The organism is Candidatus Thorarchaeota archaeon (genome assembly GCA_013388835.1).
GTDB lineage: Archaea > Asgardarchaeota > Thorarchaeia > Thorarchaeales > Thorarchaeaceae > JACAEL01.
The window spans coordinates 40,068-55,185 of the sequence record JACAEL010000007.1 but is presented as its reverse complement, the minus strand read 5'-3'; the positions used below and the strand labels follow the sequence as shown (position 1 = coordinate 55,185).

Below are 15,118 nucleotides of genomic sequence, written 5' to 3'. Positions count from 1 at the left end.
CATGCATACTTCCCTCTAAGGGGAGGATGTACGTTGCCCGACGATATCGTGTCCTCAATCATGAGGCGACTTGCCGACATCAGTATTGGAACTCAGGTCGACCCAGAGAGAGTCAGAGTTCCCATTGCGAGTACACGCGAGAGGAAAGCAGTGGGAGACCTAGAGGAACAGCTGGAGAAGGCAATCGACTCTATTGCTGGTGATCAGCGGCTGCCAGAGCTACTTCTCAGACTGGCCAACATGCACTTCCAAGAGGGGGACTTTGTCAAAGCATTAAGCATGTATGAACGTGTCGTATCCATGGACGGTAAACAGATCGTCGCATGGGTAAACATGGCGCACACGCATCTCTCCATGAACAATCACCGTGAAGCAATCGCGAGCCTCGAGAATGCGATAGCGCTTGACCCCGACAACCCGGACGTTCGCTCTATGATGGCCAGAGTGCTGCTGGAAGTGGGTGACATTGAGGGCAGCAAGACTCATCTCGAACGGGCGCTTGAAATCACACCAAACTCTGCGAAGGCACTTCATGTTAGAGGCCTTCTACACCGCGCAGAGGGGAACGATGACGTCGCGGTCCTGTGGTTCCGAAAGGCGCTCTGGTCAGATGGCAGCTGCTCGACTGCTTACCTCGACTTGGCCAAGACCTACGTACAACAAAAGAAACTGGAGCAGGCAAGAGAGGTTCTTGAGGATGGGCTTCGTGCGTGCGGCGAACACCCAGGTCTACTGGATACGCTTGCCGATACCTATACTGTCACAGGGAAGCTCGAACAGGCGCTGCAGTACATAGGAAGAGCACTGGCGGTGAAGTCTGATGATGCTGAGCTGTGGATAAAGAAGGGAGACCTTCACCGGTTCCTGAAGTCGTATCGCGAGGCATCAGCCGCATATGAAAAGGCAGTGGCTGTAGACCCAGAGAACGCCCGTGCATGGGTGAGGACAGCGCAGATAATGCTGATAACCAACGACCGAGAGACCGCTCTCGAGTGCTTGAGCACGGCCCGCGCACTTGCTCCCAACGATGCTGATGTGGCCCATGAGAGAGGGCTCGTACTGCTATCACTGGGCAGACTTAAGGAGGCACTTGATGAGTTTGATGCTGCATTCTCATTCAGTCCTGACAAACCAATCAACCTATACTATCGTGCGCAGATACTCGAGAGGATGGGTCGGAGAGATGAGGCAATCCGCACATGGAGTGTGGCACACGACCTCTACGAAGAGGCAGGTGACAGGGCAAAGGCTGCTGAGACTCTGGCACGCATGAAGAGACTCCAGAGTGACACACATAGCAGTGTCAAGTGAGGTCGAGCATAAGAATATAAAGACATGACAACTGAAGCATTGTCTTGACGAAGGGACTCCCTCAGTTTCAGCTCTAGCTCGACGGGTTTCACCTTCTAGGCCGGGCATTGCTTGACATGAAAAGGGAACTAAACGGAACGGAGCGACCGGGACCGAACGGGGCCATCGTGAAGCGTGAACTGCCCAAAGCCAGATACAGAGACATTGTTGGCTCTTCCCTGCTCATTGAGTCACGCAATGTCGCCAGGTATGTCGGAGTTGAGAAGCTGTACCTGAAGTTTGAGGGAGGTAATCCTACCGGCACTCAGAAGGACAGGATATCACTCGCTCTGGCCGAGAAAGCAAAACTGGAAGGCTTTGACTCTATAGCCACCGCGTCCTGTGGGAACTTTGGAGCTGCCATCGCATACGCAGCGAAGCTCTGGGAACTCAAGTCGCACATCTTCATTCCGAAGGACTATCATCTTCCAAAGGACAGAGTCAAGAGGATGCTCGACTCGGGGGCCGAGATACACTACGAAGAGGGGCAGTACGAGGACCTGGTCATCAGGTCATCGGAGCTGTGCAGGGAATACGGCTGGTTCAATGCAAACCCCGGAGTGGACGGTGTGAAGGAACTCTCGATTAGGGAGTATGCTGAGATCAGCATGGAGATCTTCAGAGAACTGCGGCGTGCACCAGACTATGTCTTTGTCCCGGTCGGAAACGGGACAACTCTTGCAGGTGTCTATGAGGGCTTCAAGAAGCTCCATGAGAGCGGAAAGATACCGCTGGTTCCAAGAATAGTGGCCACTAGTACGAGACGTGGAAACCCCATAGTCAAGTCCTACAAGCTCAAGAGCAGGAGGATGATTGACCTCGGCCGGGACGAGATAAGGGAGAGCAGGGTCAACGAACCGCTGACAAACTGGCACTCCTTCGATGGACAGGAGGCACTGGATGCCATCTACGAGTCGGGAGGCTTTGCAGAGTACGCATCGGACACCAAGATGATAGAGTTCGCGAGGCTCCTGAGACAGGAAGAAGGTCTGAACGTGCTGCCTGCATCTGCGAGTACTCTTGCAGTCATGAACGACCTCGCCGACAGCAAAGTGACTGTGATGGGCAGGTTTGTGGCCATCCTCACAGGCAGGGACTTCAGCTGACCAGTGGTCGAAGGACCAGCTCCATACTCACGTTCCCGGTCTTGTCCTGTGAGAGAACCGCAAACCCCAGCTTAGTGTAGAAGGATACGAGGGGAATCCCAATCTCGTTGAACTCCTCCGTGTCGAGCTGTAATGACGTGTACCCCTGGTTCTTCAACCAGTCGATGAGTGTCTGTAGGATCAGTCTGCCGAGGCCACGGCCCCGCTTCATCACCGCCATAGTGTCCAAGTAGAACTTCCGAGTAGTCGACTCACCGAGCGGATAACCAAGCAATACTGCCTCAGGTTGCTCCTCCGTGACAACAAACATGGCCATCGACTTGGGCCTCTCAAGCCGCTCCATGATCTCCCTGTCGGAGTATCTCAGCTCCGCTCTAAACGACTCTGACTCGATCTTATGAAACCAGATGGTGTGCTGTTCAGTCCAAGTCCTCGGGAAGACGAGCCTTGTGTCTGGTCCCAGCTCCTGCCTCAACCTCTCAAGAAGACTGACCCAGACTGGAGAATCCGGCGTCGGTTGACCGTCAAGCATCATCGCTCACGCCCAATGGGAAAGAACCACGGCTATAGCTTCAGTCCATAGCGATGACATGCAGACTCCAGAAGCCGTCGAATCAGCTCGTCATACGAATAGCCTGCTTTCATGGCCATGAATGGATAGAACGAGAAGTCTCTGTTCTCCATGTCAAGGTCCATTCCGGGCAGTGGGTTGATTTCGAGGAAGTAGATGTCACCCTTGTCATCCATTCTGAAGTCAATACGCCCGAAGTCCACAGAGCCGAGTATCTCTGCAATCCTGACGGCCAAGTCACCGAGGGCCTTTCTCAGACTGGCGGGGATCTTCGCCGGACATATGTAGTTGTCCAGGCTGTCATAGATTGTCTTCGCGCGCTGACCGAACACCCCGCCCACCTCAGGTGGCAGCTGAGAGAAGTCGATCTCAAGTATGGGGAGTACCTCAAACCCTCCGTTGGACGTGCCCAGGACACCAACACTGAACTCGCGCCCTTCAATGAACTGCTCGACGAGGATACCCTGCTGGTAATCCTTCAGCATCTCAGCGAGTTTCTTCTTCAGCTGCTCTTTGTTGTGCACTACATTGTCCTCGTTTATGCCCACTGAGGAGCCCTCCTCGTTGGGCTTCAGAATGACAGGGTACTTGAACACAGCCGCGTCTGCATCACGCACTGCCTTGAGGACTTGGAACTGCGCTGATAGAATGCCGTGATATGCGAGTATCTTCTTGGTCCATGCCTTGTTGAGGCCGACGGCTGTCGTGAGGACGTTGCCGCCCACGTACGGGATACCAAGCATTTCGAGGATGGCCGGGGCGTGCGACTCCCTACTGTCTCCACGGATGCCCTCAGCCCGATTGAACACCAAGTCGGGTCGAGCTGCCTTCAGACGCTCGGCCAAGTTCTCATCGGCCTCGATGAAGACATACTCGTGACCCGTCGCCTCGATTCCATGTCTGATGAGCTCGATTGTGTGAGGGGGATCGTACTCGACCTCAAATTCCGAGTGCCCTTTCCTTGTGTTCAGTACAAGTCCGATGCGCATGTGACCACACTTGAAATGACGAGCTCGGCTCAGCTTATAACCTTACTACCAGCGCCTATAGTTCAAAGCTTGCGAGCTCTTCTCTATAGATTGACATCACCTGTGCCTTGAGTTCAGCTGGTACCGAGATGGGCTCATACACCGTGACGAACTTCTTGAACAACTCGTCTTCGCGTTCTTTGGCCTCTTGGAACAGCTCACTGGACTTGAAGTCCTCAACGAGCTCCCCTTTAGCGCCCTTCAGCGCCGCGCAGTAGAAGCCAAACAGCTGCTCGTCCTTGGCTGTCGGGGTGTTAGCATACGTCAGAGCAGACCTGCCTCCGAATAGAGTGAAGAGACGTCTGTGTTCGCGATTGAGCATGTTCTGCCTCAGTCCTATAACCTGCGGGTCCACACCACTGCCTGCACAGAGCAGGTACATCTTTGCGCAGATGGAGCAGTTGTGACACCAGTGGTAGTCTTTGCCCGCCTCGGTCTCAGTGAAGCAACTCATCTGATACTTGGCATACTTGGGGTATCTACGCGCGAGCGTACGCTGTATCATCATGTCCATCAATGGTTCGATCAGGCTGCCTGTGCGCACCGAGCGGCCCGAGAACATCTGAGTTATCTGGTCTATGTGAACGGTCCACTCATGAGTCTGGTCGTAGCAGGGGTTCACAAGCCAGGGACCGCTCTTGTCAGCGCTCATGTAGGTCTCAGCGGTGGTGTGTTCGTTTCCAAATAGGAGATACTTGCCGCCCAGCGCATATGCAAAGGGAATCAGTTCAAGCGCGTACTCGGTTGTCTGGAGACCCCATCCGAACTCGGAAAAGGGTAGTCCCAGATGGGGGTAGTCACGTAGCAGGCCGGTCTCATGCTCTAGCTTCCAGAGCGACTTGCCAAACTCCTTCTTGAAGCGTTCGGCAAGGGCGGTCTTGTGTTTCTCCTCATAGGTGAGGCTGTGTTCTACTACATAGACTATCTCGGGGTCCAGACCCAGTTCATCAGCCACTGCAAATGTCAGAAGGCTGTCCTTGCCGAAGCTGAGCCCTACTATCGCACGGTGCGGGTCCCTCACAGGTTCAGAGGAGGGGTACACAACCACGGGGTCCATGAACCGGTAGTATGTATTGAACCACTTTCGGGTGGTCTCAGCAGTGTCCAGACCATCGACCTCTGTGCACGAAGGTATGTCCCTCATGAAGTTCATGAAGAAGTACGGCTCAAGAACAGGACGTCCCGAGTGATAGACCGCCTCACTCTCGCCGAACACCAACGGAAGGTGCATCGTGACTGCGAGAGCGAGGTTGTCCTTGATCGCAACTCTGGTACGCTCCGGCGTGGACATCCAGACATCCTTCTCGTACACAATAGGATACCATCGTCCTCGGAACTCGACCTCTAGGCCATTGTTATTGGTCCTTGACTTGAACTGCATATTCGACCTCGGGTTGCTCCACCATGCGATACGGATATTGTTTGTGGAAGCGACGGATGCTGTTGGCGCTCACATCTCAGGAGACGGACGTCTTCGGTACAGAGCTGCAGAGATCATGCTTGTCGCCAATAGCACCCATCCTCCAAGCAGTATTAGAAACGTGAGTGGAGCTTGAGTCACGAGCAGCCAGGCACCCCCAGCAGAACCGAGTCCAAAGCCCATTATTCCGAGGATCTGGAGCAGTGAGACTGCCTCATCGGGGGCACTCTTGTGGGTGTGCTCGTGTTCGTGTCTCGACAGAGGGAGCGATGCACCTGATGTTCGGCTCAAGTAGACATGGGGATGGCTGTGTACCACCTCCTTCGCTGTACTGTACTCCATCGCCGCATCGTTTCGTGATGGCTCTAGGAAGCCCTCTGCAGCACCAGCTACGGCAAGAAGCGGGACAAAACCATACAGCGAAGTGGCTGTGGGGTATAATAGCACGACGACCCCCTTGGTCGCCAGACTGACCACCAGCGGAAGAACATGACCGAGACGGTCCACCAAACGACCAGAGTACAGCTGTACGAGACCCCAGACTATGTCACCAGCCAGATACGATAGACCAATCAGTTCCAATGGTACGCCATTACCACTGACGACTAGAGACAGCACAGGCGTGTACAGTCCATGGGAGAAGTCATAGAGGAGATAGACCACTGCCAAGAGGACCGCTCTCTTGGACATCAATGAGTGGACTATGTGTGAGAGGTGCACATGCCCGTGGTCGGCATTCAGATGTGCGGTGTCCTTTGTGTGGGGCCCGCTGGTTGGTGATGGCGCAAGCGCCATACCGAGTACTGGCGGAACAAGAAGAAGCAGAGAAAGGAACTGAATGGCCTCCTTCTGGGCAATCATGAACGAGGTGGCTGCGCTCTCTACGAGGAGACCAACAAGCCCTTGGCCAATTGCAGACCCGAGAAACAGCGCTGCAAGAAGCGTTCCGACAGACTCCCCTCGACACGTAGCGAACTGACACGACACTCGTACTATAAGGAGGACCAACACTGCTGACGCGATGCCTTCTGTGATGCGGCATGTGGCTAGGAGCACACTGTCCTGGACCAGTCCCATTGTGAGCGTGAAGGCAGTTACGCTGAAACCGATGATAGCAAGAGACCGCCTCTCGCTACGAAAGAGCCTGCCAATCAGCATCAGCCCGAGGACTTGGCCGATGGCAGAGTAGGTACCTCCCAGCGATGCGAGAGCCTCAGTCCCGCCCAGATTGACAATCTGAAAGGGAAACAGGAAACGGAGTGCACCGAGTGTGAAACCGAATGCAAACACGCAGACGAACAGTTTCCGGATGATTGGGCTCTCCATCAGAAGCCACTGTGATTCGCTCAGATGCTGACACTCCTCTACCTTTACATCAGCATCCAGAGATGGTGTCGGAATAAAAGACGAACGATTGTTGCTATTGAACTGGTACATCGTTGGTGAGATGCGACCGCTGGTAACGACTGCGAACAATTCAAGTGAGTCCCAAGGCACAGTCAGCATGTGATCATGTGACAACAGAGAGATTCAGCCCTCCGCTCGGGGAGATTCAGCCAAATCAACTCTATGTCAGCAAGGCCAAGCTGGCTGCCGTAATGAACGAGTTTGCTGCGGGGCACGGGAAACTGATTGAACCAATCCCGGTCAAGAAGCTTGATGGAGAGCTCGTCTCAACTGATGGCCACACAAGGGGGCTGGCATGGCATCTGAGTGGTGCCAGCAGCATAGAGGTTGTGTGGGAAGATGAGGAGTTGGACTGGGAAGCATACAGGATATGCGTGAGATGGTGCAGGAGCGAGGGGATTCACTCTGTACCGGATCTGGAGCACAGGCTAGTTGAGCACTCCGACTATGAGACTCTATGGCTTGAGAGATGCAGAGTCATGCAGGAGCTCAGAGCAGAACGACTAAGCAGGCGAGAGCAGTAAGGTCGCATTGAGCAGGCGGCTCCTTGCGCTGTGACCGGGCCGGACACGCTCCAGTAATACTCGAGACAGCTCACCTCAACAGGACCGTCCGCGGTTCGTCTGACAAAGTCTGACACTGAAGGCTATTCACTCCCGGAGGAGAGAGGCAAGACCTCCATATCACCGGGCAGCACCGGGATGCGCTGGATGACAGCATTTCAAGAGAGCACGACAACTGAAACGCTGCGACATGGCAACGAACGCATGACTCATTGGATAGTCAAGATGGGAGAAGAAGAGAACAGGAAGGGAGGAGAAGGACCTCCCTTCAACGATAGGACTGGAACTACATCAAGACAGCGGACACACTCCCGGTGCCCGTTTTTGCAGTGATTGTCAGGCGTTGTGATGCGGTGGCATAGTTGGCGGTCTGGTAGTGCCTTGAGTCAATCTGTGTCCAACCGGGAGCACTGATTGAAACCGAACCGATACCAGTGGTACATCCGAAGCTGCCTCCTATTGCTGCTGCAAGGTCGATGTTGACGCTGATGTCGCCCACATCTGTCTCCAAATCGCATGTGACGTTCCCTACAAGGGATGCGCTCTCAGTCATCGTCAGGCGAACAGCACCGACACTGGACGTGAGCGATATGTCGCTGACAGAAGCGACGCCCAATGCGGTGACCACAACATCACCTGTAGTCGTCTTGATTCTGAGGTCGTAGGCAATGCCCGACCCGAGGTATACGACCACTGTGCCGACTGTATAGTCAAGATTGATGACGCCAGCCTGAAGGGTGACTGTCGGAGCCCCGTCCTTGATGACCGTGCTGTTTGTCGTGGTGAGTCCAATCCGGTACAACAGGGTCGAGTTGTCCACGAAGCTGACCGTCACCGCTCCGACGTCCATGGTCACATTCAGCACGACTGTCTCGTTGATTGGGCCTCGTAGCTCATCGAAGTCGAAGTGGCGCGGCGTGTTGTCACTGCTCCAGTTCCAGCCGGAAGAGCCCAGTAACACTGCGAAACCAGCCAGCAAGGAACCGATACCGATCATCGCAATGATGCAGATGACCATGCTTCTATTCTGTGTGTATCCATTACTCATTGTCTCTTCACCTTCGTTCTTAGGTGGGACTGAAGGAATGCATGCCATTCCTCTCTCAGTCGGGTGTATTCCGGATCAGTGTCCAACACGAAGCGACGCATGATCCGGGATGCGTCGTCGCGTACAGCCTTTGGGAGTCTGTCGTAAGTCCTACTATCCACAATTGGCACATCAGAACTCACTTCGTTCTCCCGTTCAATGAGCCGCTGTAGTCGCTCAATCGCTTCGGCCATGTCGTGTTCGGGAATCTCAACTCCGTACACAGCAAGACCAGACACCATTGACGAGAGGCGTTTTGCGGCGAAGTCACGGACTCCACCCTCAGACCGCATCATCTCACTGATGCCTAGTCTGAACTCTCTCGCAGTCGCTCGATAGTATCTCTGCACTATGCCGGTGACTGTCTGTTCAGTGCGTTCCTGGACAACCAGTCCGGCTGCTTTGAGCTTGTCAATATGATGAAGTATGGTCCCCGGATTCTTTCCAAGGGCATCGGAGAGCTGCTTGACCGTCATCGCGTTCTTGCACAGATACTTGAATACAATCTCAGCTCTCACATGGTCGAACAGCACCTTCAGGGTCTCCGGGTCCGAGATGACCTCGAGGTCCTTCATTGGCTCCACACGGTCGGGTGTCGCCACTTCGCTCACACTCCTCCGACAAGTCTCATGTCGGGCAATGTCTCCTGAGACTCGAGCGGAACATCCTCCCCGCTGAGTATCATGTACACTCGAGTCTGAGCGATTATGAGTGACGGCAACAGGACAGTGAATGTGAATATGGCAGCAGCGCCACCGAGAAGCGCAGTCCAAGGAAGCGCGTCCACGAAGCCAGAGAGCAGTATCGTTTGACTCACCGTTGTAGGAGCCAAGATGACGAGTGCCATGAGGACAAAGGAGAGCCATGTGGAGAGGACTCGGTCGAAGTGGTCCCTGCTCATCCTGAGCGATGTCTTCACTGCGCTGACTACCGAGTGGCCGTCGATTATGGCTGGAAAGACCATCGAGACCAGACCGGGAGCGAGCAGGATCCATGCCACGGTGACTGCTGTAAGGATAGCCTGTGAGGACACGCTCAGTACTGGGCCCGCCAGGAGAAGCACCAACCAGAAGCCCACAAGCAGTGGACCCAGAATGAACAGAGCGATGATGATGCCTCCGCCGGCCAGAGACAAGAACTTGGACCTATACCAGACGAAGGCACCCTCAGCTGTTGCACCCGCGCTCTCCACAATCTCTCGACCAATGCCGTAGAGTGCTCCCAAAGCAATGAACAATGGGCTCAACATGGGAAGTACGAAGAGACCCACCAGTGGTAGTGCGGCAAGTGCGTTGCTGTCCGCGAGGAGGACTCCCAACGACATGAAGAAGGTCACGATGGCGTCAAAACCTATCAATACTGACAGCAGCAGCATGATTAGACCAAAGACCAGTCCCATCAAGAGGCCGGTCACGATGAGAACACCAACCATGCCGAGCAGGAAAGTGATCAAGTTCTTCACGGCAAATCTGATGCTGATCTTAATGTCGTCCATCAGAGTCCTAAAGCTCGCCTGTTTCGATATCATATCTCTTCACCTGGGGGAGTTGAGGAGGGCACCCTCGGGTTGTGTACTGTCGGGATGCCCTCAATTGTGTGTCGCTTAGACCATTGGTAGTTCTGGGGGAGCCTGCTGATAACCGACCTTGGCGTTGGTCAGCTCAGCATAGACCTTGCACGAGGCAACTATGCTCATTGGGATGAACAGGACGAACCACAACAGTCCTGCGATAGCACTCCATACCATGACAAAAACGGAGACTGGATTCAGTGTCATTGGTGGAGGTACGCCGGTCAGACCTATCCACATTCCCCAGATTGCCGCGGGACCGAAACTGATTGCTAGAAGCACTACAATGCCTGTCAACAGACCGAAGACACGGTCGAACCTTGTCCTCGCAAGCCTGAAGGACTCCTTGAAGGACTCCTGTACGCCCTTGCCATGTGTGACTGCAGGAAGGACCATCATGCACAGACCCACTGTGATGAAGCACCAGATGAACGAGAACATCGAAACCACCTGCTGTGCCCAGACAGGGGGAGTGTAGTTGAAGGCCAAGGACACTGCACCCGCTACTGCTGCGGCGGGGGTCACGATGACAAGAGACAGCAGGAAGCCTGCACCTGCAAAGGAGAGAAACTTGCGCCTAAACCATGAGAAGGCCGATTCAGCACGGGTCGTGCCGGTCTCAACTATCTCCTTGCTGATGCCATAGATGGAACCGACAACAATCAGGATGAGGGTGATGATAGGAAGGCCAAGCAGCACGTAGAATGCCACGCCTGTCCCTATGGGGTTCGCCATGGCAAGCGCAACAAGCGAATCTGCCCATGCCTGTACGGCAGCAGGACCAGCTGAGACTGCAAGTATAGCGAACGGCATCGCGAATACTAGAAGGATCACACCGACGAGCAGGGCCATACCCAATGTGGCTAGGAGGAAGCTCAGTATGTTCCTCTTTGCCAGGACGGCACTTGTCTTCAGGTCGTCGAGTATTGTCTTGAACTCTGTTGTCATTGTCTGTACACCTTGCGAACACGTTCTATAAATGCGGAACGTTTGATGTTTGAGAAATGGCAAACATCGAAGGCATATAAGCATTTCGCAGGAGCAAGGCTGTGCTGAGCAAGTCGTATGATCCTCTCACCACAGGCCAAGAATGATAAACGGACTGCCTTTCAGTGTCCATGCTCGAATAGGCCAGGCCGATTGATGACCCTTCTGCAGATTCCCGACCTGACTTTTCCAGCGAAGCCGCAGGAGCATGTGGTGTCCTACATTGCCTGGTTTCACACCTGGAAGACGTAATCCATAACGCTCTTATACCAGCTAATCATAGATTTGTGTAAAGATGCGCAGCATCAGGCATTGGTGGGCCTGTGTCTATGTCGGGGTTTCGAAGCACTGCTTCTGTCTGCAGGTCTGGTCGACTGCTAACACTCATAGCTCTCATGCTGTCTATCGGCATGACGAGTGCTGTCGTAATCATGCCGGTGGGCAATCCTCCTCTTACGAACTCTAAGAACTGGGAGAACGCCCCCATAGTCGTTGTCTTGGTGGGTCATGACATTTGCTGGGGTCCTACTGTCACCAGTGAAACAGTGGAATGTGAGCTAGTCCTGACCGAGTACTCTTCTGGTCATGTGGACATGTATGCGCGTCTAGTGAGTGACGCAACAGTCGCGGAGATTACTCTGGATGACATACCCGTCAGAGGTGAGGTCACAATCTATGCTGACGGTTCACAATCAATCAAGTATGACATAAGTGACTATGATAACGGTGCGTTCATAGACATTGCAGTGCCGGCAGATGGACCAACAATTGTCTACCTAGCTGCAGATGTGGGGGACACTCAGTATTCTGTGGCAGGCACAGTTCCTTTTCGTCCGGACATCCCGTGCACCGAGTACCACACTCAGCAGTTGTCAACCACGGATAGCAGAGGACACGTTTCCACGGCTGGCATTCCCTCCACAGAAGCAGCGATCATGTCCGCTCGTCACGAGAATGACAAGAAGATTGCACCATTTCTACCGTCATACGTACCAGACCGTCCCAAGGTCTATAGCATCGTGCATGAGGTCTTCTTCGACAGTCAAAACGACGTGCCTGAACAGGTTGGCTCATGGTGTGTTGACTACAGCTGGGTGGACTATGCGCTATATCGCGAAGCTGTCTCGGAGGCTCAGATAAAGAGCGATCTGCAGTACTACAACAAGAAGCACTACACAATCGATTCTAAGTCGAAGATAGTTGGCGCCTACGAGATTGACACACACGGTCACTCAAATGACGAGCCTGACAGAGCATTCATGACCTACGACAATGGATGGCTCTACCCATCGGAAGTGCAGGCGCTTTGGGGGCCATACTCATCCGACTACTATGTCCGCCCTGACGAGACCATCGTCCTAGCATCTGCGTGCCAGAGCCTGTGGAATACAGGCGAGAATGGCGAATCCGAGATGGGTGACGCCTTCGTAAACTTCGGCGCCAGAGGTTACGTGGGTTCTACATTCGACCTGCCCCTTGAAATGGATCCTTGGACAGGGGAGTTCTGGTGGTCGCTTACATATCAGGACCAATCAATCTCAAGTGCAATATACGACGCCAACATCGCCATAGGCTGGGCCGGCACCTCATACACGATGCAGGTCCACCTGTCTTCATACGGTTCCAGAGGTCTGCCGAATTGAGAGTGTTCAGTTGTCCTTTGCTAGGAATCGTCGTCATCATCTCGATTCTGGTGATCACCAGTCTGATGCCACTCCAGACAGTCGAAGCAATGAAGCAGGTATCGGAGGAGGACACGCAGTATCTGATATTAGAAGCTCCCCCTTCGCTGGCAATGGATGACCAGTCCGTATGTCCATTCCGTGTTGTACTGAAGAACTTGAGTCCTCAAGACCTCACCGTAAGTGTGAGAATTGAGCAGGACCGTTCACCGCACAGTGTCCTGTTTGCCTTACCTCCTCCGACCGAGTCTATCACGGCTGGAAACACGAGGACGGTGACACTCTACCTGCGAGTTCAGCTTGATGATGTTGGTGATGGCTCTGCACACCCGACACAGTTCGAACCGATTTCAACCGGCATGTTCCTGACAGCCTACAGTCCCAACATGTCCGTCTCCTCACGGCCAGTGCCTGTGAAGGTGCAGATCACGCACACCCAGCAGGTCACGGACTCTATATGGTTCTTGATGCACACTGGAGGTCCTGCCATCATCATAGCGTCGCTCACGGCCGCGATGGTAATCGCGGTGTACAAGACGAGGAAGCCCTAGGGTAAAGTATCCCAGTTGGCAGTCGTTTTGACCGCGTGGCATGTGATCTTCTTCCGTCTTGCAGCCCTAGCTCCTTAGGAGAACTCCCCGGGCCCTTTCTACCTGTATCATAATCCAATCCCGACACACATCCAGGCATATGACCTGTTCAGTCTTCTTGACTCTGTCGCAGAAGTCGAGTCCGGAGTCGGCAGAGGAAACAACATTGCCAGATATGCACGAGTACGGACACTCAATGCCACGTCCTGCGTCAGCCTCAGCCATGGCGCGGTACATACGTGGGACGCTGGCGTGGTCATGCCGCTCCGGATAGACGAGTGACCGGCTCTCCTGCAGAGAGAGAAGCCTTCTGCAAGCCGCCTCCGGGATGCTGGGAGTCAAGTCCACACGGAAACTGAATCAAGGGAGCAAGGAACAGACACGAAGACTGTTGATTGGAGTGGCTCCACATGTCCACGATACCTGTACTCCGTCGAGAATGAAGACGAATGACTCTTCATGCGGGAACGCAGCGGACGGTGTCCTGCAAGGTATGACGTGGTACTGAGGGCACGAGCTGCATGAGGTGAATCCTTAAGGGCGTGGAAGATAACAGCAATATGAAAAGATAACAAGAGGTCCATATCGTGTCGGAGGTTGCCCTTAGATTCATCCGGACTGACGATGAACAGGAGGAGCTGCATCTGCACAAGGGGATGATTGAGGTCAATCTTGTGGACATGGACATCAAGGCGATAGACCTTGAGCCCCTCATACAGCTCCCAATGCTCGAGCGTCTAACCCTCTCCGAATGCCCGTTGACTAGCGTGGACCTGAGCCCTCTTGCAAGCTGCAAGAGGATCAGAGAACTCTGTCTCAGATGGAACCGCATTGACAGGATAGACTTGAAGCCCCTGAGCGAGTGCAAGGAACTGACCGAGCTTGATCTGTCATCGAACGTGATTGGGGAGATTGACCTAGCACCTCTGGCATACTGCACCTCACTGAGAAACCTGTTTCTGTCTGACAATGACATCTCATCAGTAGACCTCACACCTCTGTCGGAGTGTGAAGACCTCAGGTATCTCGGTCTCACACACAATGCACTCAGAGGTGTCGACCTGGGACCACTTGATGGCAGTACTGGGCTGAAGTATCTGGGACTCACGGGCAATGAGCTTGGAGAGGTCAGTCTCGAGCCGCTTCGAAAGTGCTTCTCACTCGCGAAACTTGAGATGGAACGCTGTTCTTTGAGCAGTGTAGACTTGGCACCACTGGCCTCTTGCAAGAGTCTGGAGTACCTGAACCTGAGGGGCAACAGACTCGGTTCTGTGGACCTGTCACCGTTGGCAGGACTCACGCGCCTGAGGCACTTGATTCTCTCTGCCAACGACCTGAAGGCTATTGACCTCTCGCCACTTGCAGGATGTAGTGGACTTCAGTACCTGCTCCTTGAAGAGAATGCTCTAGAGTCGGTATCACTTGAAGGACTTGCAGGTTGCAGAGGACTGATTGAACTGCATCTAAGGGCTAACCATCTGACCTCAGTGGACCTCAATGCTCTTGAGGGGCTCCCTGTACTGAGAGTGCTTGACCTTGAGGACAACAGCATGAGCTCCATTGATGTCAGTCCCCTGTTCAAGTGCCCCATGCTCAGACGCCTCAATGTCGGAAGAACAACGCCCGGGCGAGCAGTCCTCATCCAGGCCAGGTCCGAGCTATCCACTGCAGCACATCCACGGGGTCTCCATGACGTCATGGATAGAATTGAATGGGTCTCCACAGGGCAAGCTCCTTAGGCAGCTCGTACAAGGCTT

General features: G+C 54.0%; 14 protein-coding genes. 6 read left to right on the top strand and 8 right to left on the bottom strand.

From position 1 onward, the window contains the following. Window positions 1-33: 33 nt before the first annotated feature. Entirely contained in the window at window positions 34-1,311 is a 1,278-nt protein-coding gene (locus tag HXY34_01470; GenBank protein NWF94789.1) for a tetratricopeptide repeat protein, read from the top strand. A gap of 116 nt (window positions 1,312-1,427) precedes the next feature. Beyond that, on the top strand, window positions 1,428-2,456 hold the full coding sequence (locus HXY34_01465; protein ID NWF94788.1) for a pyridoxal-phosphate dependent enzyme: 1,029 nt from the start codon (window positions 1,428-1,430) through the stop codon (window positions 2,454-2,456). On the opposite strand, the gene HXY34_01460 is transcribed toward HXY34_01465, so the two are convergent. The 4 genes from HXY34_01460 to HXY34_01445 form a co-directional block, all read right to left on the bottom strand. Beyond that, window positions 2,449-2,991 (bottom strand): GNAT family N-acetyltransferase, encoded by a 543-nt coding sequence (locus HXY34_01460; protein ID NWF94787.1) that lies wholly within the window; start codon window positions 2,989-2,991, stop codon window positions 2,449-2,451. The two genes, HXY34_01465 and HXY34_01460, sit on opposite strands and share 8 nt — an antisense overlap. 29 nt (window positions 2,992-3,020) lie before the next feature. Then, window positions 3,021-4,016, bottom strand: a complete 996-nt coding sequence (locus HXY34_01455; protein NWF94786.1) for an ATP-grasp domain-containing protein — start codon at window positions 4,014-4,016, stop codon at window positions 3,021-3,023. A 55-nt stretch (window positions 4,017-4,071) separates the two neighbouring features. Then, window positions 4,072-5,436, bottom strand: a complete 1,365-nt coding sequence (locus HXY34_01450; GenBank protein NWF94785.1) for a hypothetical protein — start codon at window positions 5,434-5,436, stop codon at window positions 4,072-4,074. 69 nt (window positions 5,437-5,505) lie between these two features. Next, the gene (locus HXY34_01445) at window positions 5,506-6,801 is read right to left on the bottom strand and encodes an MFS transporter (protein NWF94784.1); all 1,296 of its coding nucleotides are present in this window, start codon (window positions 6,799-6,801) and stop codon (window positions 5,506-5,508) included. A gap of 188 nt (window positions 6,802-6,989) precedes the next feature. On the opposite strand from HXY34_01445, the gene HXY34_01440 reads away from it, so the two are divergent. Continuing rightward, entirely contained in the window at window positions 6,990-7,406 is a 417-nt protein-coding gene (locus HXY34_01440) for a hypothetical protein (GenBank protein NWF94783.1), read from the top strand. A gap of 325 nt (window positions 7,407-7,731) precedes the next feature. Here HXY34_01440 and HXY34_01435 read toward each other — a convergent pair whose 3' ends face one another. The 4 genes from HXY34_01435 to HXY34_01420 form a co-directional block, all read right to left on the bottom strand. Beyond that, window positions 7,732-8,493: a hypothetical protein gene (locus tag HXY34_01435; protein NWF94782.1), complete on the bottom strand. Its 762-nt coding sequence runs from the start codon at window positions 8,491-8,493 to the stop codon at window positions 7,732-7,734. Continuing rightward, window positions 8,490-9,134 carry an ArsR family transcriptional regulator gene (locus HXY34_01430; GenBank protein NWF94781.1) on the bottom strand — a complete coding sequence of 215 codons (645 nt, stop codon included), beginning with the start codon at window positions 9,132-9,134 and terminating at the stop codon, window positions 8,490-8,492. The genes HXY34_01435 and HXY34_01430 overlap by 4 nt, the downstream gene beginning before the upstream one ends. Window positions 9,135-9,139: 5 nt before the next feature. Beyond that, complete coding sequence (locus tag HXY34_01425) at window positions 9,140-10,060, bottom strand: hypothetical protein (protein NWF94780.1); 921 nt, start codon at window positions 10,058-10,060, stop codon at window positions 9,140-9,142. A gap of 75 nt (window positions 10,061-10,135) precedes the next feature. Next, complete coding sequence (locus HXY34_01420; GenBank protein NWF94779.1) at window positions 10,136-11,050, bottom strand: hypothetical protein; 915 nt, start codon at window positions 11,048-11,050, stop codon at window positions 10,136-10,138. Between the two features lie 449 nt (window positions 11,051-11,499). Between HXY34_01420 and HXY34_01415 the strand changes: the two genes are divergently transcribed. From HXY34_01415 to HXY34_01405, 3 genes are all read left to right on the top strand, one after another. After that, the gene (locus HXY34_01415) at window positions 11,500-12,732 is read left to right on the top strand and encodes a hypothetical protein (protein NWF94778.1); all 1,233 of its coding nucleotides are present in this window, start codon (window positions 11,500-11,502) and stop codon (window positions 12,730-12,732) included. Continuing rightward, the gene (locus HXY34_01410) at window positions 12,729-13,322 is read left to right on the top strand and encodes a hypothetical protein (GenBank protein ID NWF94777.1); all 594 of its coding nucleotides are present in this window, start codon (window positions 12,729-12,731) and stop codon (window positions 13,320-13,322) included. Before HXY34_01415 ends, HXY34_01410 begins: the two co-directional genes overlap by 4 nt. Before the next feature lie 626 nt (window positions 13,323-13,948). Next, the gene (locus HXY34_01405; GenBank protein NWF94776.1) at window positions 13,949-15,100 is read left to right on the top strand and encodes a leucine-rich repeat protein; all 1,152 of its coding nucleotides are present in this window, start codon (window positions 13,949-13,951) and stop codon (window positions 15,098-15,100) included. Window positions 15,101-15,118 lie beyond the last annotated feature (18 nt).